Origin of the sequence: Bradyrhizobium sp. 87 (genome assembly GCF_023073015.1) — a bacterium.
Taxonomy (GTDB): domain Bacteria; phylum Pseudomonadota; class Alphaproteobacteria; order Rhizobiales; family Xanthobacteraceae; genus Bradyrhizobium; species Bradyrhizobium canariense_D.
The window spans coordinates 551,346-570,959 of record NZ_JADPIQ010000090.1 but is presented as its reverse complement, the minus strand read 5'-3'; the positions used below and the strand labels follow the sequence as shown (position 1 = coordinate 570,959).

The 19,614-nt window shown below is 64.5% G+C and carries 18 protein-coding genes; 14 read left to right on the top strand and 4 right to left on the bottom strand.

From position 1 onward, the window contains the following. Positions 1-90: 90 nt before the first annotated feature. Together IVB50_RS25495 and IVB50_RS25490 are read right to left on the bottom strand one after the other, a co-directional pair. Positions 91-1,278, bottom strand: coding sequence for a DUF2865 domain-containing protein (locus IVB50_RS25495; RefSeq protein WP_247297624.1), 1,188 nt, complete (start codon positions 1,276-1,278; stop codon positions 91-93). 131 nt (positions 1,279-1,409) lie between these two features. Further along, positions 1,410-1,715: a hypothetical protein gene (locus IVB50_RS25490; RefSeq protein ID WP_026233782.1), complete on the bottom strand. Its 306-nt coding sequence runs from the start codon at positions 1,713-1,715 to the stop codon at positions 1,410-1,412. 291 nt (positions 1,716-2,006) lie between these two features. On the opposite strand from IVB50_RS25490, the gene cysS reads away from it, so the two are divergent. The 4 genes from cysS (at position 2,007) to IVB50_RS25470 (ending at position 6,036) form a co-directional block, all read left to right on the top strand. Continuing rightward, positions 2,007-3,389 (top strand): cysteine--tRNA ligase, encoded by a 1,383-nt coding sequence (gene cysS, locus IVB50_RS25485; RefSeq protein WP_247297622.1) that lies wholly within the window; start codon positions 2,007-2,009, stop codon positions 3,387-3,389. Between the two features lie 115 nt (positions 3,390-3,504). Next, the gene (locus IVB50_RS25480; protein ID WP_085385796.1) at positions 3,505-4,014 is read left to right on the top strand and encodes a GNAT family N-acetyltransferase; all 510 of its coding nucleotides are present in this window, start codon (positions 3,505-3,507) and stop codon (positions 4,012-4,014) included. Next, complete coding sequence (cimA, locus tag IVB50_RS25475; RefSeq protein WP_085395863.1) at positions 4,011-5,609, top strand: citramalate synthase; 1,599 nt, start codon at positions 4,011-4,013, stop codon at positions 5,607-5,609. Before IVB50_RS25480 ends, cimA begins: the two co-directional genes overlap by 4 nt. Positions 5,610-5,658: 49 nt before the next feature. Next, positions 5,659-6,036 (top strand): VOC family protein, encoded by a 378-nt coding sequence (locus IVB50_RS25470; protein WP_018459348.1) that lies wholly within the window; start codon positions 5,659-5,661, stop codon positions 6,034-6,036. Here the strand turns inward: IVB50_RS25470 and IVB50_RS25465 are convergent. After that, positions 6,033-6,638 (bottom strand): TIGR00730 family Rossman fold protein, encoded by a 606-nt coding sequence (locus IVB50_RS25465; protein WP_018459347.1) that lies wholly within the window; start codon positions 6,636-6,638, stop codon positions 6,033-6,035. The two genes, IVB50_RS25470 and IVB50_RS25465, sit on opposite strands and share 4 nt — an antisense overlap. 201 nt (positions 6,639-6,839) lie before the next feature. Here IVB50_RS25465 and IVB50_RS25460 point away from each other — a divergent pair, with 201 nt between their 5' ends. From IVB50_RS25460 to IVB50_RS25445, 4 genes are all read left to right on the top strand, one after another. Next, positions 6,840-8,795 (top strand): ABC transporter ATP-binding protein/permease, encoded by a 1,956-nt coding sequence (locus tag IVB50_RS25460; protein ID WP_018459346.1) that lies wholly within the window; start codon positions 6,840-6,842, stop codon positions 8,793-8,795. Between the two features lie 77 nt (positions 8,796-8,872). Beyond that, a complete protein-coding gene (locus IVB50_RS25455; protein ID WP_256374445.1) occupies positions 8,873-9,577 on the top strand; it encodes a phosphatidylserine decarboxylase in 705 nt (234 codons plus the stop codon). An 87-nt stretch (positions 9,578-9,664) separates the two neighbouring features. Continuing rightward, positions 9,665-10,546 carry a phosphatidylcholine/phosphatidylserine synthase gene (locus tag IVB50_RS25450; protein ID WP_018459344.1) on the top strand — a complete coding sequence of 294 codons (882 nt, stop codon included), beginning with the start codon at positions 9,665-9,667 and terminating at the stop codon, positions 10,544-10,546. A gap of 152 nt (positions 10,547-10,698) precedes the next feature. After that, positions 10,699-11,418, top strand: a complete 720-nt coding sequence (locus tag IVB50_RS25445; protein ID WP_018459343.1) for an RraA family protein — start codon at positions 10,699-10,701, stop codon at positions 11,416-11,418. Between the two features lie 18 nt (positions 11,419-11,436). Here IVB50_RS25445 and IVB50_RS25440 read toward each other — a convergent pair whose 3' ends face one another. Next, complete coding sequence (locus IVB50_RS25440; RefSeq protein WP_247297620.1) at positions 11,437-11,730, bottom strand: hypothetical protein; 294 nt, start codon at positions 11,728-11,730, stop codon at positions 11,437-11,439. Positions 11,731-12,057: 327 nt separating this feature from the next. Here IVB50_RS25440 and IVB50_RS25435 point away from each other — a divergent pair, with 327 nt between their 5' ends. The 6 genes from IVB50_RS25435 (at position 12,058) to IVB50_RS25410 (ending at position 19,610) form a co-directional block, all read left to right on the top strand. Then, complete coding sequence (locus IVB50_RS25435) at positions 12,058-12,831, top strand: MotA/TolQ/ExbB proton channel family protein (RefSeq protein WP_018459340.1); 774 nt, start codon at positions 12,058-12,060, stop codon at positions 12,829-12,831. A gap of 23 nt (positions 12,832-12,854) precedes the next feature. After that, positions 12,855-13,685: a flagellar motor protein MotB gene (locus tag IVB50_RS25430; protein WP_007592497.1), complete on the top strand. Its 831-nt coding sequence runs from the start codon at positions 12,855-12,857 to the stop codon at positions 13,683-13,685. A gap of 272 nt (positions 13,686-13,957) precedes the next feature. Beyond that, entirely contained in the window at positions 13,958-15,856 is a 1,899-nt protein-coding gene (locus tag IVB50_RS25425; protein ID WP_085385797.1) for a potassium transporter Kup, read from the top strand. Between the two features lie 141 nt (positions 15,857-15,997). Further along, positions 15,998-17,926 (top strand): potassium transporter Kup, encoded by a 1,929-nt coding sequence (locus IVB50_RS25420; protein WP_204510904.1) that lies wholly within the window; start codon positions 15,998-16,000, stop codon positions 17,924-17,926. Positions 17,927-18,096: 170 nt separating this feature from the next. Beyond that, on the top strand, positions 18,097-18,423 hold the full coding sequence (locus IVB50_RS25415; protein ID WP_063996571.1) for a rhodanese-like domain-containing protein: 327 nt from the start codon (positions 18,097-18,099) through the stop codon (positions 18,421-18,423). 8 nt (positions 18,424-18,431) lie between these two features. After that, positions 18,432-19,610, top strand: a complete 1,179-nt coding sequence (locus IVB50_RS25410) for an aminotransferase (RefSeq protein WP_231188630.1) — start codon at positions 18,432-18,434, stop codon at positions 19,608-19,610. Positions 19,611-19,614 lie beyond the last annotated feature (4 nt).

Here is a 19,614-nt window from a genome sequence, read left to right as displayed (position 1 = left end):
TACGCTGCGCCGGTCGTCGTGAAAACCAGCTGATGCCAGCGTACAGGATGGCCCCCGCTTTCGCGGGGCCATGACAGCGGAGGACGTGACCTACTTCTGCTGCTGCGGCAAGAAGCTTGGTCCGACCGAACGGATCGGCTTGTTCTCGGACGAGGTCGTAGCGGTGCCGGTATCGGCAGGCGGAGTCGCGACAGGTGCAGCCGCCGTGGTCGGCGTCGCACCCTTCTTGCCATTGGCGGCAGGCGTGCCCTTGTTGAGCTGCCGCTGCTGCATTTTCTTGGCGCTCTCCTCGGTGACGATGATGTCACCTTGCTGTTCGGCCGACGCCTTGTCGTCGGCGGATTTGAGCGCGTCGGCCCAGGTCTGGCCCGCCGCCTTGCAGGAGCAGGACGGGTTGAACTCGCTGCGGAATTTGAACGCGGTCGGCAGCGCCGTGTAGGGCTGGCCGCTGGTGGAGACCGCGGAGTTCATGTCTTCACCGGGATTGCGATGGGTGTAGAGCACGGCCTCGGCGGCCGGGCACAGCGCCTTGCAGGTCTTCTCGTCGTCGGGGAAGCGCGCCGGCACGGTCGCAAACGAGACCGGGAAGTAGGCGCCGTCGCAGGTGCGCACGCACACAGTGCGATAGGTGCCTGATTGCGGGCCGAGATCGGACGGCGGCACGCCTTGCGGATTATTGGGGTTGTTGCCGCCGAACAGATTGCTCAGGAAATTGCCGCCGCCTTGCGACTGCGCCGCATTGGCATATTGCGGGCCGCAATTGTTCTGCGCCAGCGCTGCCAGCACCGAGCGGCGCTGGTTGTCACGCTCGGGGCTAAAGCCGCCGGGGCCGCCGCCGCGCAGGCGTTCGAGATTGCCGGTGATCTGGTCCAGATTGGCGCGCATCTGCTGGATCTGGGTGTTGACCGGACCGCATTGCGCCGACTGGCCGCTGAACAGCGAGAAGAAGCCGGAGGAATCGCAACCCATGCGCTTGGCCTGCATGGTGACACGATCGAGCTCGGCCTGCTGCTTGGTCTGAGATTCCTGATAGCGGCGGATCTGGTCTTCGCGCGCGGGATCACCGCCGCCGCCACGATCGAGACCGGCGAGCTGACCTTCCAGGCGCGCGCACATCGGGTTGGGTCCGAGCCCGTTCTGGCCGGGCTGAGGCGGCGGTCCCGGCGGGCCGGCCTGTGCGAACGCGTTATTGGCGAGCGCAACCGTGCTGAAGAGCACGGCACAGGCAAGGATCGAGCGAGCACGGGAGAGAGACAAAAATTCAGGCATATCCGCCATTCTAGCGAGGTCACGGCCACGCGTGATGTGGGGAGGCCGGAGCGCGCCCTCCCATAGCCGCTTCCTGCGGCATCGTCACGTCGTTTCAGAGGCCAGCGATTGGGCCTAAGGTACGCCAGTTCCGAGCGAATTCAGCGCTGGCAGGTGATTGCGACATATTCGTCGCAATGGCCATGGGAGCAGTTTGCGCCGGATTTGGGGACAGAGCCGGTAATTTCGTCGGGATCGACCCGGCGATAGGCCGAAGCCTGGGCAAAATCGCGTGACTGGCAGTAGGTGCGGGCGACCTGCGCGCCGCATTTGTCGCTCTTGGCCAGGCACTGATCGACGCCGTAGCCGTCCGCCTGGTTTGGGATGATGAAGACGCGGGTCTCCGCGAGAGCGCTGGACGCCGCAAGGATGGAGGCGCAGGACATGAGCGCAAGCAATGATCGCATGAAAACACCGGGGCAAAAAATGTGAACTGCCAGTTCCAGAATGGGCTCAAATGGTTAAGGAGATGAACCATCTGCGCGCGGCGGCTGCGCATTGCGGAGATAAGACGGCGTTTTCGCGGCTCTCTTGACGCGGGGCCGCCTCATAGCCCATATGTTCCGTCATGAACGGTCTCCTCGTCATTTGCGCCATTTGCCGCGAGATTACGAGCTAGCGATTCGCTGGCTGGAGCCGTCTTTTCTCAAAACCATTGAGAGCACTGGACGCCCGGCCAACAGCCGACGGGTATCCTTATGGAATTGCGCCTTTACGATACGCTGAGCCGGGAAAAGCGCACCTTCGTGCCGCTCGATGCCAAGAACGTCCGCATGTATGTCTGCGGACCGACGGTCTATGACTTCGCCCATATCGGCAATGCCCGGCCGGTGATCGTGTTCGACGTGCTGTTTCGGCTGCTGCGCCATCTCTATGGTGAGGCGCACGTCAAATATGTCCGCAACATCACCGACGTGGACGACAAGATCAACGACCGCGCCGCGCGGGATTTCCCCGGCCTGCCGCTGAACGAGGCGATCCGGAAAGTCACCGAGCAAACCGGCAAACAGTTTCACGCTGACGTCGACGCGCTCGGCGCGCTGCGGCCGAGCGTCGAGCCGCGCGCCACCGAGCATATCGGCGAGATGCGCGAGATCATCGAACGGCTGGTTGCCGGCGGCTTTGCCTATGTTGCCGAGGATCACGTGCTGTTCTCGCCGCAGGCGATGAACGCGGTCGATGCCGGGTTGCCGCGCTATGGCGCGCTGTCCAATCGTTCGCTGGACGAGATGGTTGCCGGCGCCCGCGTCGATGTCGCGCCCTACAAGAAAGGCAACACCGACTTCGTGCTGTGGAAGCCGTCCAAGCCCGGCGAGCCGTCATGGCCGTCACCCGCCGGCGTCGCCGCGCAGGGGCGCCCGGGCTGGCATGTCGAGTGCTCGGCCATGGCCTGGAAGCATCTCGGCGAGCACTTCGACATCCATGGCGGCGGCATCGATCTCGTGTTTCCGCATCACGAGAACGAGGTCGCGCAGACCTGCTGCGCCTTCCACCGGGAGCGCATGGCGAGCTACTGGATGCACAACGGCTTCCTGCAGGTCGAGAGCGAGAAGATGTCGAAATCGCTAGGCAACTTCGTCACGATTCACGAGCTGCTCGCGGACTGGCCGGGCGAAGTGCTGCGCCTGAATATGCTCAAGACGCATTACCGCTCGCCGATCGACTGGACGATGAAGTCGCTGGAGGAGAGCGCCAGGACGCTCGACGATTGGTATCGGGGTGCGGCTGACGTCGCATCCGGCAAGCCCGCCCCCTCAGTGGTCGAGCCGCTGCTCGACGACCTCAACACGCCGCTGGCGATCGCGGCGCTGCATGGGCTGCGCGGCAGCGATGTTGGTGCCCTCGCGGGTTCGTTGCGTCTGCTCGGCTTTCTCTCCGAGAGTGCCGCGCAGTGGGAAGGACGCAAGCAGCAGGCGAGCGGCGTCGATGCCAAGGAAGTCGAGCGCCTGATCTCGGAGCGGACGGCGGCGCGTGCGCGCAAGGACTTTGCGGAGTCCGATCGTATCCGCGATCTGCTTGCCGCGATGGGCGTTGCGATCAAGGATTCCAAGGAAGGGACGACGTGGGAGGTCGCACGATGAAGCGACCCGATACGCCTTTTCCGCGGCACTGGTTCTATTACATCGCGCTGAAAATCCTGCTGCTCGGCGCTGCCGTGGCGCTGGCGCTGAAACTCTATGGGATGTGGTGAAGACGATGGCACAAGCACTCCCAAAGCCTGGCTTGCGGCCCTTTCTGCCGGAGGACGTGCCGGTTCTCGCCGCGATCTTCACCGCCAGCATCGAAGAGCTGACCGGCGAGGACTATAGCGAGGCCCAACAACAGGCCTGGATGGCGTCGGCGGAAGACGAAGAGTTCGGCAAGGGGCTCGCCTCCGACCTGACGCTGATCGCAACGCTGGAGGGGTCACCGGTGGGTTTTGCCTCGCTGCAGGGCAAGGATCATATCCGCATGCTCTATGTGCATCCGGCCGTGGCCGGGCAGGGCCTCGCGACCATGCTCGTCGATGCGCTGGAAAAGCTTGCGGGCGGCCGCGGCGCCGACAAGCTGACGGTCGATGCCAGCGACAACGCGCAGGGCTTTTTCGCCAAGCGCGGCTATGTCGCCATGCAGCGCAACAGCATCACTGTCAACGACGAATGGCTGGCCAACACCACCATGCAGAAGACGCTCGGCAGTGGACCCGCGTCGGGAGCGCTGCAATGAGCAAGGAGCGCCTCTATCTGTTCGACACCACGCTGCGCGACGGCGCGCAGACCAACGGCGTCGATTTCACGCTGACCGACAAGCAAATCATCGCCCAGATGCTCGATGAACTCGGCATCGACTATGTCGAGGGCGGCTATCCCGGCGCCAATCCGACCGACACCGAGTTCTTCGGCACCAAGCCGAAGTTTTCGCATGCGCGCTTCACCGCCTTCGGCATGACGCGGCGAGCGGGGCGCTCGGTTTCCAACGATCCCGGTGTGGCCGGGCTGCTGGAGGCCAAGGCCGACGTGATCTGCTTCGTGGCGAAGTCGTCGGCCTATCAGGTGCGCGTTGCCCTGGAGACGACGAAGGAGGAGAACCTCGCCTCGATCCGCGACAGCGTCGCAGCGGCGAAGGCTGCCGGCCGCGAGGTGATGCTCGACTGCGAACACTTCTTCGACGGTTACAAGGAGGATTCCGGTTTCGCGCTCGCCTGCGCGAAAGCTGCTTATGAAGCCGGCGCGCGCTGGGTGGTGCTGTGCGACACCAACGGCGGCACCATGCCCAACGAGGTCGAAGCGATCGTCGCCGAGGTGGCGAAGCACATCCCCGGCGATCATCTCGGCATTCACGCCCATAACGACACCGAGCAGGCGGTGGCGAATTCGCTCGCCGCGGTGCGCGCCGGCGCGCGGCAGATCCAGGGCACGCTGAACGGCCTCGGCGAGCGCTGCGGCAACGCCAATCTCTGCTCGCTGATTCCGACCTTGAAGCTGAAGGCCGAGTTTGCCGACGCCTTCGAGATCGGCGTCACGGCGGAGAAGCTCGCGACCCTGGTCAAGGTGTCGCGCACGCTCGACGACATGCTCAATCGCGTGCCCAACCGGCATGCGGCCTATGTCGGCGAGAGCGCGTTCGTCACCAAGACCGGCATCCATGCCTCCGCCGTGCTGAAGGATCCGCAGACCTACGAGCACGTGTTGCCGGAGCTGGTCGGCAATCATCGCAAGGTGCTGGTGTCCGATCAGGCCGGCCGCTCCAATGTCATTGCCGAGCTCGACCGCGCCGGTATCGCCTACGAGAAGAGCGATCCGAAACTGTCGCGGCTGGTCGAGGAGTTGAAGGAGCGCGAGGCGCAAGGCTACGCCTATGAATCCGCCAACGCCTCGTTCGAGCTGCTGGCGCGGCGCACGCTCGGCAAGGTGCCGCATTATTTCGAGGTCGAGCAGTTCGACGTCAATGTCGAGCAGCGTTACAATTCGCATGGCGAACGCGTCACCGTGGCGCTGGCGGTGGTCAAGGTCGACGTCGCCGGCGAGCATCTGATCTCGGCGGCCGAAGGCAACGGTCCCGTCAACGCGCTCGACGTCGCGCTGCGTAAGGACCTCGGCAAGTACCAGAAATATATCGAAGGCCTGACGCTGATCGACTATCGCGTGCGTATCCTCAACGGCGGCACCGGCGCGGTCACGCGCGTCCTGATCGAGAGCGAGGACGAGAACGGCGACAGCTGGACCACGGTCGGGGTGTCCCCCAACATCATCGACGCCTCGTTCCAGGCGCTGATGGATTCGGTGATCTACAAGCTGGTGAAGTCGGGCGCGCCGGCGTAGGGCGGCGGTGCCACAAACGGGATGACGAGCAGGAGAGGGGGCGCGACCCATGATCGATCACATCTCTGTCGGCGTCAGCGATCTCCAGCGCTCGGCGACATTTTACGAGGCAACACTCGCCGCGCTCGGTCTCGCTCGCCTCGTCACGCGGCCGCGGACGATCGGCTTCGGCAAGGCCTATCCCGAATTCTGGATCAATCTGCGCGAGGGCATGCCGCACGTGCCGCCGGAGAGCGGCGTCCATATCTGCCTGCGGGCAAAGACGACCGTCGAGGTCGATGCATTTCACGCCGCAGCGCTGTCGGCCGGCGGCGCATCCGACGGCGCGCCGGGTATCCGCCCGCACGATCGCGTGCGTTATTACGCAGCCTTCGTTGTCGACCCCGATGGTAACCGGATCGAGGCGGTGACGTTTCCTGCGGACTAGAGCTTGCGCGCCATTTCCGGTGCGAGCTGCTTTTCCGCATCTTCGATCTGCGCTGCAGCCGATTTCAGCTTCGGCAAAATCTCTTCGATCCGATCGGCCTTGAGGATGTCGACCGAAAGGCCGGCGCGGATGAACTCGGTCTGGCGCATGTGCGACAGCAGCGAGAACAGCGGCTCCCAGAAATTATCGATGTTGGCCAGCAGCACCGGCTTGGCGTGACGTCCGAGCTGCTTCCAGGTCAATTGCTCGACCAACTCCTCCAGCGTGCCGACGCCGCCCGGCAGCGCCACGAAGGCGTCGGAGCGTTCGAACATCAGTCGCTTGCGCTCGTGCATGTCGGGGGTGACGATCATCTCCTGCACGCGCGTCAGCGCGTTTTCCCGCATCCGCAGGAAATCGGGGATGATGCCGGTGACAGTGCCGCCGTGATCGAGGACGGAGGTCGCCACCGAGCCCATCAGGCCGAGCGAGCCGCCGCCATAGACGAGGCGGATGTTGTTCTCGGCGAGCGCCTTGCCGAATGCCTTGGCGCCTTCGGTGAAACGGGGATTGGTTCCTGGGCCGGAGCCGCAATAGACACAGACGGTTTTGATCGTGCTCATTGGTGCCATGATGCATTGCAGCGAAGGGGCGTCAAGCCCAATCGGTGATTCGGGGCTTCCGGAAATCTACCGGTAAACCACGACGAACAATCCAAGATTCGCCATCTGGCGGGGTGCATGGGCATCGGTAAGGCTCTATATGACAAACGAAAATCCTTAATGGCAACGCAGCCCGCATCGACGGGCTTTTCAGGCTTCTTGATGGACCAAGCTCAATCGCCCGCCGGCGCCAACGTTCCTGATCCCGCCGGGGGGCCGCTGGAGCGGGCCACGCTGATGGGCACGCTGGCGCATCTGTGGCCCTATATCTGGCCGGGCGACCGTTTCGACCTGAAGATGCGCGTGGTCTGGTCGATGGTGCTGCTGCTCGCCGCCAAGCTGATCACGCTGACGGTTCCTTTCAGCTTCAAATGGGCGACCGACGCGCTGACCGGCGCCAACAGTGCGCCAGTTCAGGCCGACAATTGGCACCTCTGGGTGATCGCCTCGCCGCTGCTGCTGACCGCCAGCTACGGCGTGATGCGCATCGTGATGGCGGTGCTGACGCAATGGCGCGACGGCATTTTCGCGCGCGTTGCCATGCACGCGGTGCGCAAGCTCGCCACCATCACTTTCATCCACATGCACGAGTTGTCACTGCGCTTCCACCTGGAGCGCAAGACCGGCGGCCTGACGCGCGTGCTCGAGCGCGGCCGCGAGGGCATCGAGGTCATCGTGCGCATGGTGATCCTGCAGCTGATCCCGACCATCGTCGAGGTCTCGCTGCTGATGGCCGTGCTGCTGTGGCAGTTCGATTGGCGCTACGTGCTTGCGACCCTCGTCACTGTCGCGGTCTACATGTACTACACCTACATCGCGACCGAGTGGCGGATCGGCATCCGCCGCAAGATGAACGATGCCGACACCGAGGCGAACACCAAGGCGATCGACTCGCTGCTCAACTACGAGACCGTCAAATATTTCAGCGCCGAGGCCCGTGAGTCACAGCGCTACGACCGGTCGGTCGCGCGTTACGAGGAGTCGAGCGTCCAGGCCTATACTTCGCTGGCCGTGCTCAACACCGGGCAGGCCGTGATCTTCACGCTGGGGCTGACCGCGACCATGCTGATGTGCGCGATCGGCGTGCGCAACGGCACCAACACGGTCGGCGATTTCGTGCTGGTCAACGCGATGATGATCCAGCTCTACCAGCCCTTGAACTTCATGGGCATGGTCTATCGCGAGATCAAGCAGGCGATCATCGACATCGAGAAGATGTTCAACGTGCTGGGGCGCGAGGCTGAGATCAAGGATGCGCCGGGCGCGAAGCCACTGGTGGTCTCCGCGGGCAATGTGCGTTTCGAGGATGTGCGCTTTGCCTATGAGCCGTCCCGTCCGATCCTCAAGGGCATCAGCTTCGAGGTGCCGGCCGGCAAGACGGTCGCGATCGTCGGCCCGTCAGGTGCGGGCAAGTCGACCATCTCGCGGCTTCTGTTTCGCCTCTACGACATCTCGGGCGGCAAGATCCTGATCGACGGCCAGGACATTCGCGAAGTCACGCAGGCGAGCTTGCGCGCGTCCATCGGCATGGTGCCGCAGGACACCGTGCTGTTCAACGACACCATCCGCTACAACATCCGCTACGGGCGTTGGGACGCCAGCGATGCCGAGGTCGAGCAGGCAGCGCAGCTGGCGCAGATCGATCATTTCATCCGCATGGCGCCGAAAGGCTACGAGACCCAGGTCGGCGAGCGCGGCCTGAAACTGTCCGGCGGCGAAAAACAACGGGTTGCGATCGCGCGCACCGTGTTGAAGGCGCCGCCGATCCTGGTGCTGGACGAGGCGACCTCCGCGCTTGACACCCACACTGAGCACGAAATCCAGGGTGCGCTCGAGCGCGTGGCGAAGAACCGCACTTCGCTGGTGATCGCCCATCGGCTCTCGACCATCGTCGGCGCCGACGAGATCATCGTGCTGGACCAGGGCCGCATCGCCGAGCGCGGCACCCACGCGAAACTGCTTGGGGAGGGGGGACTTTACGCCAGCATGTGGAACAGGCAGCGCGAGGCCGAGGCGGCGCGCGAGAAACTGGCGAGGATGGCCGATTCCGGCGAGGCGCCCAACCGGGAGCCACCGCCGGTCGCCGATGTCCTGACGGCGCCTGCGGCGGCGGAGTGACCTTGTCTCCGGTCCCAACTCTGGCCTAAACAACACCACCGCGCGGGACGACCTGCGCCATCAACCCTGAGCGGCAGATAGCGATGTCCATTCTCGATTCGATCCAGCGTCAGATCCCGCCGATCCACAAGGAGGGATATCCCTTCATCGGGGGCTTTGCGCTGGCAAGCCTCCTCCTGTTCTGGCTGTGGTCGCCTTTGGGGTGGATCGGCACCATCCTGACCGTGTGGTGCGCGCTGTTCTTCCGCGACCCCGTGCGCGTGACCCCAGTGCGCGAGGGGCTCGTGGTGTCGCCCGCCGACGGCCGCGTCTCCATGATCACTATGGCGCTGCCGCCGGCCGAGCTCGGGCTCGGCGATCGGCCGCTGCCGCGCGTCTCGGTGTTCATGAGTGTGTTCAACTGCCATGTGAACCGCAGCCCGATCGCGGGCCGGGTGGACCGTATCGCCTACCGGCCCGGCCTGTTCATCAATGCCGAGCTGGACAAGGCGAGCGAGGACAATGAGCGCAACTCGCTGGTGATCACGACGCCGACGGCGCGGATCGGCGTGATCCAGATCGCGGGTCTGGTCGCCAAGCGCATCGTCTGCTTCGTCAAAGAGGGGCAGGCAATCGGCGCCGGTGAGCGCTTCGGTCTGATCCGATTCGGCTCGCGGCTCGACGTCTATCTGCCGCTGGGCACGAAGGCGCTGGTCTCGGAAGGCCAGACCGCGATCGCCGGCGAGACGATTCTGGCGGATCTTGCCGGAGACGACCCGAGCCGCGCCTACCGTGCCAATTAACCAATAAGTCGGTCCTGAGGGGCCTTCCGCCGCAATGGCGGAGGGGAACGCGGCTTGCTATATCTCGCCCCAAGGTGAGGACGAGCCATGACGCCTTATGACTTCAAAGATCCTGATGTGCGCCGCCGGCGGTTCCGCCCGATCCCGGTGCGCATGCTGGTGCCCAACGTCATCACGCTGCTGGCGATCTGCGCCGGCCTGACCTCGATCCGGCTCTCGATCGAGGGGCGGATGTCGCTCGCGGTCTACGCCATCGTGTTCGCGGCGGCACTCGACGGCATCGACGGCCGCATCGCGCGCATGATCAAGGGGCAGTCCAAGTTCGGCGCCGAGCTCGACAGCCTCGCCGACTTCGTCAATTTCGGCGTGGCGCCCGGCCTGATGCTGTATTTCTGGCAGCTGCACGAGCTCGGCAATGCCGGCTGGATCGCCGCCATGGTGTTTGCGATCTCCGGTGGCCTCCGCCTGGCGCGCTTTAATGCCACCATGGACGATCCCAACAAGCCGGCCTTTGCGGCCAACTTCTTCACCGGCGTGCCGGCGCCGGCCGGCGCGATCACGGTGCTGCTGCCGATCTATGTCGCGTTCCTCGATCTCGGCCGGCTGCCTGCGGCGGTGACGGCTGCGTATACGCTGCTGATCGCCTTCCTGATGGTGTCGCGCCTGCCGGTGTTCTCCGGCAAGACCAAGCGCATGCGCGTGCCGCCCGAGCTGGTGCTGCCGGCGTTCGTCGCGGTGGTCGTGTTCATCGCGATCCTGATCGCCTATCCCTGGCACGTGCTGTCCATCGGAACGGTGCTGTATCTGCTCGCTTTGCCGCTCGGCTACAAATCCTATCGCGACCAGGCGCGCGCGATGGAAGCCACCGCGCCGGCTGGAGGCGAGGTCTCCTCGCCGCCTTCGGCGCCGACGCTGGCAAACCTGTCGGAGCCGCCGCGCGAAGACGACCGGCCCGACCGGCTGCACTGAACGGCAAGCGCCAAGCAGCCAAGGCACTGAACAGCGAGACTTGGATATCTGCCATGAGGCGCCCTGAGTTGGGTTGAGGCCCGATCTCGGCTATATCGCCCGGTGCAGGCGGCACCGCACCAACAGCGGCCGCCAATCTGGGAGAGAACGCTGTGACGAATACTGCGACCGGGCCGCTGCCCGCTTCCGTCCTCGAAGCGCTGGGCCGCTATGACACGCCGACGATCTGCAATGCCATGGAGATCGTGGCGCCCGAGCGCCGGCTGATCGGCTACACCACCAAACCACTGGTCTGCCCATTTCCCGATCTGCCCCCGATCGTCGGCTATGCCCGCACGGTCGCGATCCGCTCGGTGCTGAAAAATTCACTACCGCCGGAAGAGCAGTCCAAGCGCCGCATCGCATATTACGAATATGTCGGTACCGGCCACGGTCCGCGCATCTCGGTGATCCAGGACATCGACGGTCCCGACGTCGGCTACGGTGCGTTTTGGGGCGAGGTGCAGAGCAACGTGCACAAGGCGCTCGGCTGCCTCGGCGTCATCACCGACGGTTCGATCCGCGACATTCCGCAATGGGCGCCGGGCTTCCAGGCGCTGGCCGGCTCGATCGGCCCGTCGCATGCCTGGGTGCACGCCGAGAGCTTTGGCGGCGAAGTGCGCGTCGCCGGCATGACCGTGAAGTCGGACGATCTGATCCATGCCGACCAGCACGGCGCTGTCGTAATTCCGCACGATATTGCCGCAAAGCTGCCCGAGGCCGCCGAACTCTGTGGCCGCCGCGAGACGCCGATCCTCGAGATCGCCCGCAGCCCCGACTTCTCGTTGGAGAAGTTGAAGGCTGCGCTGAAGCGCTCGGCGGAGATTCACTAACGGCGGGACCGCGATGATCTACGGTTGCGACGCCGCTCGCAGGCTGCCCTGTTCCGTCAGGAACAAGGCGGCCTGATCCGGCTCGCCGAGCACCGCGGCAGCGCATCCGATCAAGGTGAAGCCGCCGGCAAAATCCCACAGGGTGATATCTTCCGCATTGTCCGGCATGTGGATCAGGTGCGCTGCGATCCCGGCGAGGGCCGCCTCGGCAAAGAGCAGCACGCTGAACGCCGGCAGGACGAGCCCGGGTTCGAGCATGTGGAGCGCCAGCACTGCGGGAACCGCGGTGAGAAGACTGAACAGCGTCACCATTGCGATGCCTTCCGCCATGAGGTGCCGGCCGGGTCCAGAATACCAATTGATCGGTCGCCCCCGATGTGGCGCAGGGCCGCAGCCGAAGGGATCGCGTGCACGGGTGACGGGTGCGCGCGACACCGTATGGTTAGCAAAATGTTGAGATCCGTGTCGGCAGTCGGCAAAAGCCGGCGCCTTTCAGCGCGCTGCGGCCGCCAGGCGCGCCGGCTCAACTTAACCTTTACGCGTCTTTAATCGCGGCTCACTAGGGTTTCCGATGCGGTTCGGGGTTGGGCCGCGCCATCGGCCAGGACGGCCGTTGTTGCGTTCGCGTTGGAGTCTCCCATGGATATCATGACGAGCATCGGGCTCGTGGCGGGCATTGTCGTCATCGCGACGATGATGCTGCTGGGCGGCGATCTCCACATGTTCGTTTCCGAGCATGCGATGATCATCATCTTCGGCGGCTCGACGGCCGCGACCATGATCCGCTTTCCGCTCTCGACGCTGATCCACGGCCTACCGCTCGGCGCCAAGTTTGCCTTCACTATGAGCCGTCTGTCGGCGCACGATCTGGTCGACGAACTCGCCCGCATCGCCGAGATCGCCCGCAAGCAAGGGCCCGTGGGTTTGGAAAAGGTCGAGACCGACGAGCCGTTCCTCGCCAAGGGCATCCGCTACGTCGCCGACGGCTACGACCTGGACTTCATTCGCGACAATCTCGAGCGCGACCGCGATAATTTTTTGATGCATCTGGATGAAGGCAGCAAGATCTACCGCGCCATCGGCGACTGCGCCCCGGCCTTCGGCATGGTCGGCACGCTGATCGGCATGGTGCAGATGTTCGCCAACATGACCGACCCGTCAAAGCTCGGCCCGTTCATGGCGACCGCGCTGCTCGCGACTCTCTACGGCGCGCTGGTCGCCAACCTGTTTTGTACCCCGATCGCCGACAAGCTGCATGGAAAGCTCCTGGACGAAGAGACCAACCGCACGCTGATCATCGACGGCATCCTGATGATCCGCGACTCCAAGAGCCCCACGCTGGTCCGCGAAATGCTGCTGGCCTATCTGCCCGAGAAGCACCGCCACGCTGAAGGCGAGCCGGTGCCGGCCTGAGGCCGCGCGCCGGGATTTGAGATATGGCCAAGAAGAAGCGCGGCGATTCACACGGAGGCGGTCACGGCTGGTTCGTGACCTTCGCCGATCTGATGGGCCTGATGATGAGCTTCTTCGTGATGCTCGTCGCGTTCTCGACCCAGGATGCCAACAAGCTGAAGGTCGTCGCAGGCTCCATGCGCGACGCCTTCGGTGTCCAGACCGAAGCGCGCTATTCCGGCATCGTCGAGTCCGACGGGCTGCCGACCCGCCCTCGGCTGAAGAACGTCGATCACATTCAGCCCGAGGACTCCTCCAACACGCCGACGCCGGACCAGGAGGATCGTGACCGCACGTCGGGCGCCAAGATCAAGGTCGACCGCAATTTTGCGCTGGCGGCGGCCTCGCTGCGCCAAGCGTTGCAGGACATGCCGGAATTGACCGAGATGTCGAAGCACATCATGTTCGAGGAGACCAAGCAGGGCCTCAACCTCGAGATCGTGGACCAGGACGGTCGCTCGATGTTCGCCGACGGCTCCAAAGTCCCCTATGACCGCACCCGCCGCCTGATCGAGAAGCTCGCTGTCCCGCTCAAGGCGACGCCGCTGCGCGTCTCCATCGCCGGCCACACCGCGGCTGGATTCGTGCCGACCCGCAGCGACTACGGCGCCTTCGATCTGTCGGCCGACCGCGCCAATGCCGTGCGTCAGATCCTCGAACGCGAGGGCCTGCCGGCCGCCCATGTCTTCGCCGTCGCCGGCAAGGCGGATACCCAGCCGCTGTTTCCGGACGATCCCTCGCTCGCGGCCAACCGGCGGGTGACCATCACCCTGATGCGCGAAGATCCGCCGCTGCCGCCGAATCTGAAGCCGTAGGGCGCATTCGAGCGAAGTGGACCCTGTTTCGCGCGAAGAAGCGCGACAAAACAAGGATGTAGAGCCAATTCCCCTTCAATCGGGGACTGAAAGGCTCAGGGCTCTTGTGCCACCATCTTACCTGAGGCATGTCGTCGCGTGGGCAACGACCGTTGCTGCGCCGTCACAGCATCTGGCCCGGTGCCTGCTATGGTGATGTGCCGATTGACAGGGGCACCGGAACCGTCAAAAGGCGCCGGATCAATTCTCGGGCAGAAGCGTTCCAGTTTCATATGACGGCGAGCATCACATCGACCGAAGCTCCGGACGGGCCGGTCACCTCGGGTTTCTGGGGCCTGACGCTCGGGAGCATCGGCGTCGTCTTCGGCGACATCGGCACGTCGCCGCTCTACGCATTCCACGAGGCCGTCAGGGGCGCGGCCCATGGCCAGCCGGTCTCGCGGGTCATGGTGCTCGGCGTGCTCTCGCTGATCCTTTGGGCGCTGCTGATCGTCGTCACCGCCAAATACGTGCTGCTGCTGCTGCGCGCCGACAACAACGGGGAGGGCGGCACGCTTTCCCTCATGGCGCTCGGCCAGCGCGCGCTCGGGCGGCGGAGCTGGTTCCTGATGGCGCTCGGCGTCGTCGGCGCCTCCATGTTCATCGGCGATTCCATGATCACGCCGGCGATCTCGGTGTTGTCGGCGGTCGAGGGTCTGAAGCTCGCAACGCCCGCCTTCGAGCACTATGTCGTTCCCCTGACCGTTCTCATCCTGACGCTGCTGTTCGCGGTCCAGAGCAAGGGGACGGCACTGGTCGCCTCAGCCTTCGGGCCGGTGATGGTCGTCTGGTTCACCGTTCTTGCCGTGCTGGGTGCCGTTCACATCGCCGACGATCCGTCGGTGCTGGCAGCGATCAATCCCTATTACGCCCTGCAATTCCTGCTGTCGCACGGCACGATCGGCCTGGTGACACTGGGCGCGGTGTTCCTCGCGGTGACCGGCGGCGAGGCGCTCTACGCAGACCTCGGCCATTTCGGCCGCAAGCCGATCCAGTCGGCCTGGATGTTCTTCGTGCTGCCTGCGCTCCTGATCAACTATTTCGGGCAGGGCGCACTGGTGCTGTCGGATCCGAGCGCGATCGAACACTCCTTCTATCGCATGGTGCCCGAGCATTTCGTGCTGCCGCTGGTCGGACTTGCGACCGCGGCGACCGTGATCGCGAGCCAGGCGGTAATCACGGGGGCCTATTCCCTGGTCTATCAGGCAGTGCAGCTCGGCCTCCTGCCGCGCTTCGAGGTGCGCTTCACCTCGGAAACTCATGCCGGCCAGATCTATCTGCCGCGTGTAAACCGGCTGCTGCTGATCGGTGTGATGCTGCTGGTGCTGTTGTTCCACACCCCCAGCAATCTGGCTTCGGCCTACGGTATTGCGGTCTCCACCACCATGGTTGCTGACGGCATCATGGGCTTCATCGTGATCTGGAAATTGTGGAACTGGCGCGCGGCGACGGCCGCAGCGGTGATCCTGCCCTTCGTCGTGGTCGACATCAGCTTCTTCAGCGCGAATCTTCTGAAGCTGCTCGAAGGCGCCTGGGTGCCGCTGCTGTTCGGCGTGATCATGGCCGGGACAATCTGGACCTGGCGGCGAGGGTCCGGGATCCTGATCCAGAAAACGCGCCGCATCGAGGTGCCGCTGGACGATCTGATCCGGAGCCTGGAAAAGCGGCCGCCGCACATCGTCAAGGGCACCGCGGTGTTCCTGACCAGCGATCCCTCCTTCGTGCCGACCGCGCTGCTGCACAATCTCAAGCACAACAAGGTGCTACACGAGCACAACGTGGTCCTGACCATCGAGACCGCGCATACGCCGCGGGTCGATCTGTCGGAGCGGTTCCGGATGGAGAGGATCAGCGACAAGTTCTTCAAGGTCCGCCTGCGCTTCGGCTACATGGAGCAGCCGAACGTGCCCAAGGCACTCGCGATCGCGCGCAAGCAGGGCTGGCAATTCGACATCATGTCGACCTCATTCTTCGTGTCGCGGCGCTCGCTGAAGGCGTCGGCGCAGTCCGGCATGCCGCTTTGGCAGGACCATTTGTTCATCGCGCTGAGCCGGTCCGCCAACGACGCCACCGACTATTTCCAGATTCCCACCGGACGCGTGGTTGAAGTCGGAACCCAGGTCACCATCTAAACGGCATCCGGCCAAGCCATGCAAATGTGCATGGCTAAGGTCCAAAATCTGGCTAGGCTATGCCGGCAGCGCAGGCCTATAAGCCCCGCGCCCTTCTGCCGTTGTGCAGTGAAGCATTTTTAGAGGCCACCAGGCTCTCCCATGACAAGTGATATCGCGATTTCCGCCCCGGAAACGGCGGCGGCCAATGGGCATGGCGATGCCCACACCACTGCCGGCTTCGGTGCGCTGACACTCGGCAGCATCGGCGTGGTCTACGGTGACATCGGCACCAGCCCGCTCTACGCGTTCCGCGAGGCGGTGATGGCGGCTTCTGGCGCGGAGGGGGTGCCGACGCCGGCGGCCGTGCTCGGCGTGCTCTCCCTGATCCTGTGGGCGCTCATCGTCGTTGTGACGCTCAAATACGTCGTGATCCTGCTCCGTGCCGACAACAACGGCGAGGGCGGCACGTTGGCGCTGATGGCGCTGGCCCAGCGCGCAGTCGGCACCCGCGGAACAACCATCGTCCTGCTCGGCATCATTTCCGGAGCCCTGTTCTACGGCGACGCCGTGATCACGCCGGCGCTCTCGGTGCTGTCGGCGCTCGAAGGCATGAAGGACGTCACCCTGCACTTCGAGCCCTACATCGTGCCGCTGACCGTGATCATCCTGGTCGGTCTGTTTGCCGTGCAGTCCCGTGGCACCGCTCGCGTCGCCGCCTTCTTCGGCCCGATCATGTGCGTCTGGTTCGCGGTGATCGCGATCGCGGCGATCCACCCGATCATCCAGCAGCCGCAGGTGCTGTTCGCGCTGAACCCGCTCTACGCCGTGTCCTTCATGATCCACCACGGCATCATCGGCTTCGTGACGCTCGGCGCGGTGTTCCTGGCGGTCACCGGTGCCGAGGCGCTCTATGCCGACCTCGGCCATTTCGGCAAGCGGCCGATCCAGACCGCCTGGCTGTTCATCGTGGTGCCGTCGCTGGCATTGAACTATCTGGGGCAGGGCGCCCTCGTGCTCGGCGACCCCGGCGCGATCGTGAGCCCGTTCTTCCAGCTCTTTCCGCAAGGTTTTTTCCGCGGCTGCATGGTGGTGCTGGCCACCGCCGCAACGGTTATCGCGAGCCAGGCGGTCATCACCGGTGCCTATTCGCTGACGCGTCAGGCGATCCAGCTCGGTCTGTTGCCGCGGTTTGAAATTCGCCATACGTCCGAAGCCCATTCCGGCCAGATCTTCATCCCGCGCATCAACCAGCTCCTGCTCGTCGCAGTGGTCCTGCTGGTGCTCTTATTCCGCTCCTCCAGCGCGCTGGCCTCGGCCTACGGCATCTCCGTCACCGGGACCATGGTGGTTACGGCGATGATGGGCTTCGTGGTGATCTGGAAGGTATGGCGGTGGTCGCCGTTCACGGCTGCCGCCCTGATCGCGCCGTTCTTGTTTCTCGACCTCACCTTCCTGGCCGCCAATCTGCTCAAGGTGTTCGAGGGCGGCTGGGTGCCGCTGGCGCTCGGCGCGCTCATGATCATCCTGATGTACACGTGGCGGCGCGGCAGCCGGCTGCTGTTCGAGAAGTCGCGCAAGCTCGAATTCCCGCTCGCCGACCTGGTGGCCATGCTGGAGAAGCGGCCGCCGCAGCGCGTGCCCGGGACCGCCGTGTTCCTGACCAGCGATCCCCTGAGCGCGCCGACCGCGCTGATGCATAGTCTGAAGCACTACAAGGTGCTGCACGAGAAGAACGTCATTCTCACCATCGAGACCGCGCAGACCCCGCGCATCGATCCGGCCGAGCGGGTGAAGCTGGAACAGATCTCGCCGACCTTCTCCAAGGTGACGCTGAAGTTCGGCTTCATGGAATCGCCCAACGTGCCGAAGGCGCTGGCGATCGCCCGCAAGCTCGGCTGGCAGTTCGACATCATGTCGACCTCGTTCTTCCTGTCGCGGAGGGCGCTCAAGCCGGCCGCCCATTCCGGCATGCCGCGCTGGCAGGACCGGCTGTTCATCTCGCTCAGCCGTTCCGCCAACGACGCCACCGACTATTTCCAGATCCCCTCCGGCCGCGTCGTCGAGGTCGGCACCCAGGTGACCATCTAAGTGACGATCTGATCCTCCGTTGGAAGGTCGCGCTTCAAGTCGCTGCGATTTAGCTTTAACTTGCGCAAGGCAGCTCAAGCCTTTGTAGCGCTTGATTTTCGCGGGCCAAGAGGCGAGGTTGCCGGCCGCCGGGATCGCCCCGGCAGCGGCCCGCGACGTTGGAGGATGATGTGGCAAATCAAGTACAGGATCTGACCCCGGACGAGGTCTCCAAGGGTGTTGCGGAAGGGCGCTATCTCCTCGTCGACGTGCGCGAGCCGAACGAGGTCGAGGCCGAGGCTTATCCCTACGGCGTGGTCGTGCCGCTCTCGACCTTCGATCCCAAAGCGATCCCCGATCCGGAGGGTAAGGAGGTCGTGTTCGCCTGCCGCTCGGGCAAGCGTTCGGTGACGGCCTCACTGGCGGCGCAGGCCGCGGGCCTGCCTTACGACAAACATCTGGCCGGCGGCATGCTGGGCTGGAAGGCGGCGGGTCTTCCCAGCAAGGTCGGCGGCTGACCCCGCCGATGTCCAAGAGCTCGTCCCTCAACAAGGTCTTCGCAGACCTTCCCGTCACCATCTTCGAGGCGATGTCGCAGGCTGCGCGCGACAATGCCGCCATCAATCTTGGGCAGGGCTTTCCCGACGATCCCGGGCCCGAGGACATCCGCCGCGCCGCGGCCGAGGCCTCGCTGAACGGCTACAACCAGTACCCGTCGATGATGGGCCTGCCGGAACTCCGTCAGGCGATCGCGACCCATTACGGCCACTGGCACGGCCTCGAGCTCGATCCGATGAGCGAGGTGATGGTGACCTCCGGCGGCACCGAGGCCCTGACCTCGGCCATCCTCGCCGTGGTCCAGCCCGGTGACGAGGTGGTGTGCTTCCAGCCGGTGTACGATTCCTATCTGCCGATTATCCGCCAGGCCGGCGGCATTCCGCGCCTGGTCCGGCTCGAGCCGCCGCATTGGCGGCTGAATGAGGACATGCTGAAAAGTGTCTTCAATTCAAAGACCAAGGCGGTGCTTTTCAACAACCCCCTGAATCCGTCCGCGGTGGTGTTTCCGCGGGAGGACCTCGAGCTGCTGGCGCGCTACTGCCAGGAGTTCGACGTCATCGCGATCTGCGACGAGGTCTGGGAGCACGTCACTTTCGACGAGCACAAGCACATCCCGCTGATCACCATCCCCGGCATGCGCGACCGCACCATCAAGATCGGCTCGGCCGGCAAGATCTTCTCGTTGACAGGCTGGAAGATCGGCTTCGTGTGCGCCGCGCCGCCGTTGCTGCGCGTTGCCGCCAAGGTGCACCAGTTCCTGACCTTCACCACCGCGCCGAACCTCCAGGCCGCCGTCGCCTACGGCCTCGGCAAGCCCGACGAGTATTTCCTGTCGATGCGCAAGGACCTGACGCGGAGCAGGGACCGCCTCGCCAAGGGCCTGGAGAGCCTCGGCTTCCCCGTGCTGAAGTCGCAGGGCACCTACTTCCTCACCGTCGACCTGTCCCCGCTCGGGCTGAACGAGAGCGACACCGAGTTCTGCTGGCGGATCGTGAAGGACTACAAGGTCGCGGCTATCCCGGTCTCGGCCTTCTACGAGCAGGACCCTGTGACCTCGGTGGTGCGCTTCTGCTTTGCCAAGAAGGACGAGACGCTCGACACCGCACTGGAGCGACTGTCGGACGCGGTGCGCGGGCGCAAGAGGTAGGGAG

What these genes read in the sequence shown, in the direction of transcription:
- IVB50_RS25495 (WP_247297624.1), bottom strand. Translation starts at nt 1,278, where the DNA reads ATGGCGGATATGCCTGAATTTTTGTCTCTCTCCCGTGCTCGCTCGATC.
- IVB50_RS25490 (WP_026233782.1), bottom strand. Translation starts at nt 1,715, where the DNA reads ATGCGATCATTGCTTGCGCTCATGTCCTGCGCCTCCATCCTTGCGGCG.
- cysS (WP_247297622.1), top strand. Translation starts at nt 2,007, where the DNA reads ATGGAATTGCGCCTTTACGATACGCTGAGCCGGGAAAAGCGCACCTTC.
- IVB50_RS25480 (WP_085385796.1), top strand. Translation starts at nt 3,505, where the DNA reads ATGGCACAAGCACTCCCAAAGCCTGGCTTGCGGCCCTTTCTGCCGGAG.
- cimA (WP_085395863.1), top strand. Translation starts at nt 4,011, where the DNA reads ATGAGCAAGGAGCGCCTCTATCTGTTCGACACCACGCTGCGCGACGGC.
- IVB50_RS25470 (WP_018459348.1), top strand. Translation starts at nt 5,659, where the DNA reads ATGATCGATCACATCTCTGTCGGCGTCAGCGATCTCCAGCGCTCGGCG.
- IVB50_RS25465 (WP_018459347.1), bottom strand. Translation starts at nt 6,638, where the DNA reads ATGAGCACGATCAAAACCGTCTGTGTCTATTGCGGCTCCGGCCCAGGA.
- IVB50_RS25460 (WP_018459346.1), top strand. Translation starts at nt 6,840, where the DNA reads ATGGACCAAGCTCAATCGCCCGCCGGCGCCAACGTTCCTGATCCCGCC.
- IVB50_RS25450 (WP_018459344.1), top strand. Translation starts at nt 9,665, where the DNA reads ATGACGCCTTATGACTTCAAAGATCCTGATGTGCGCCGCCGGCGGTTC.
- IVB50_RS25440 (WP_247297620.1), bottom strand. Translation starts at nt 11,730, where the DNA reads ATGGTGACGCTGTTCAGTCTTCTCACCGCGGTTCCCGCAGTGCTGGCG.
- IVB50_RS25435 (WP_018459340.1), top strand. Translation starts at nt 12,058, where the DNA reads ATGGATATCATGACGAGCATCGGGCTCGTGGCGGGCATTGTCGTCATC.
- IVB50_RS25430 (WP_007592497.1), top strand. Translation starts at nt 12,855, where the DNA reads ATGGCCAAGAAGAAGCGCGGCGATTCACACGGAGGCGGTCACGGCTGG.
- IVB50_RS25425 (WP_085385797.1), top strand. Translation starts at nt 13,958, where the DNA reads ATGACGGCGAGCATCACATCGACCGAAGCTCCGGACGGGCCGGTCACC.
- IVB50_RS25420 (WP_204510904.1), top strand. Translation starts at nt 15,998, where the DNA reads ATGACAAGTGATATCGCGATTTCCGCCCCGGAAACGGCGGCGGCCAAT.
- IVB50_RS25410 (WP_231188630.1), top strand. Translation starts at nt 18,432, where the DNA reads ATGTCCAAGAGCTCGTCCCTCAACAAGGTCTTCGCAGACCTTCCCGTC.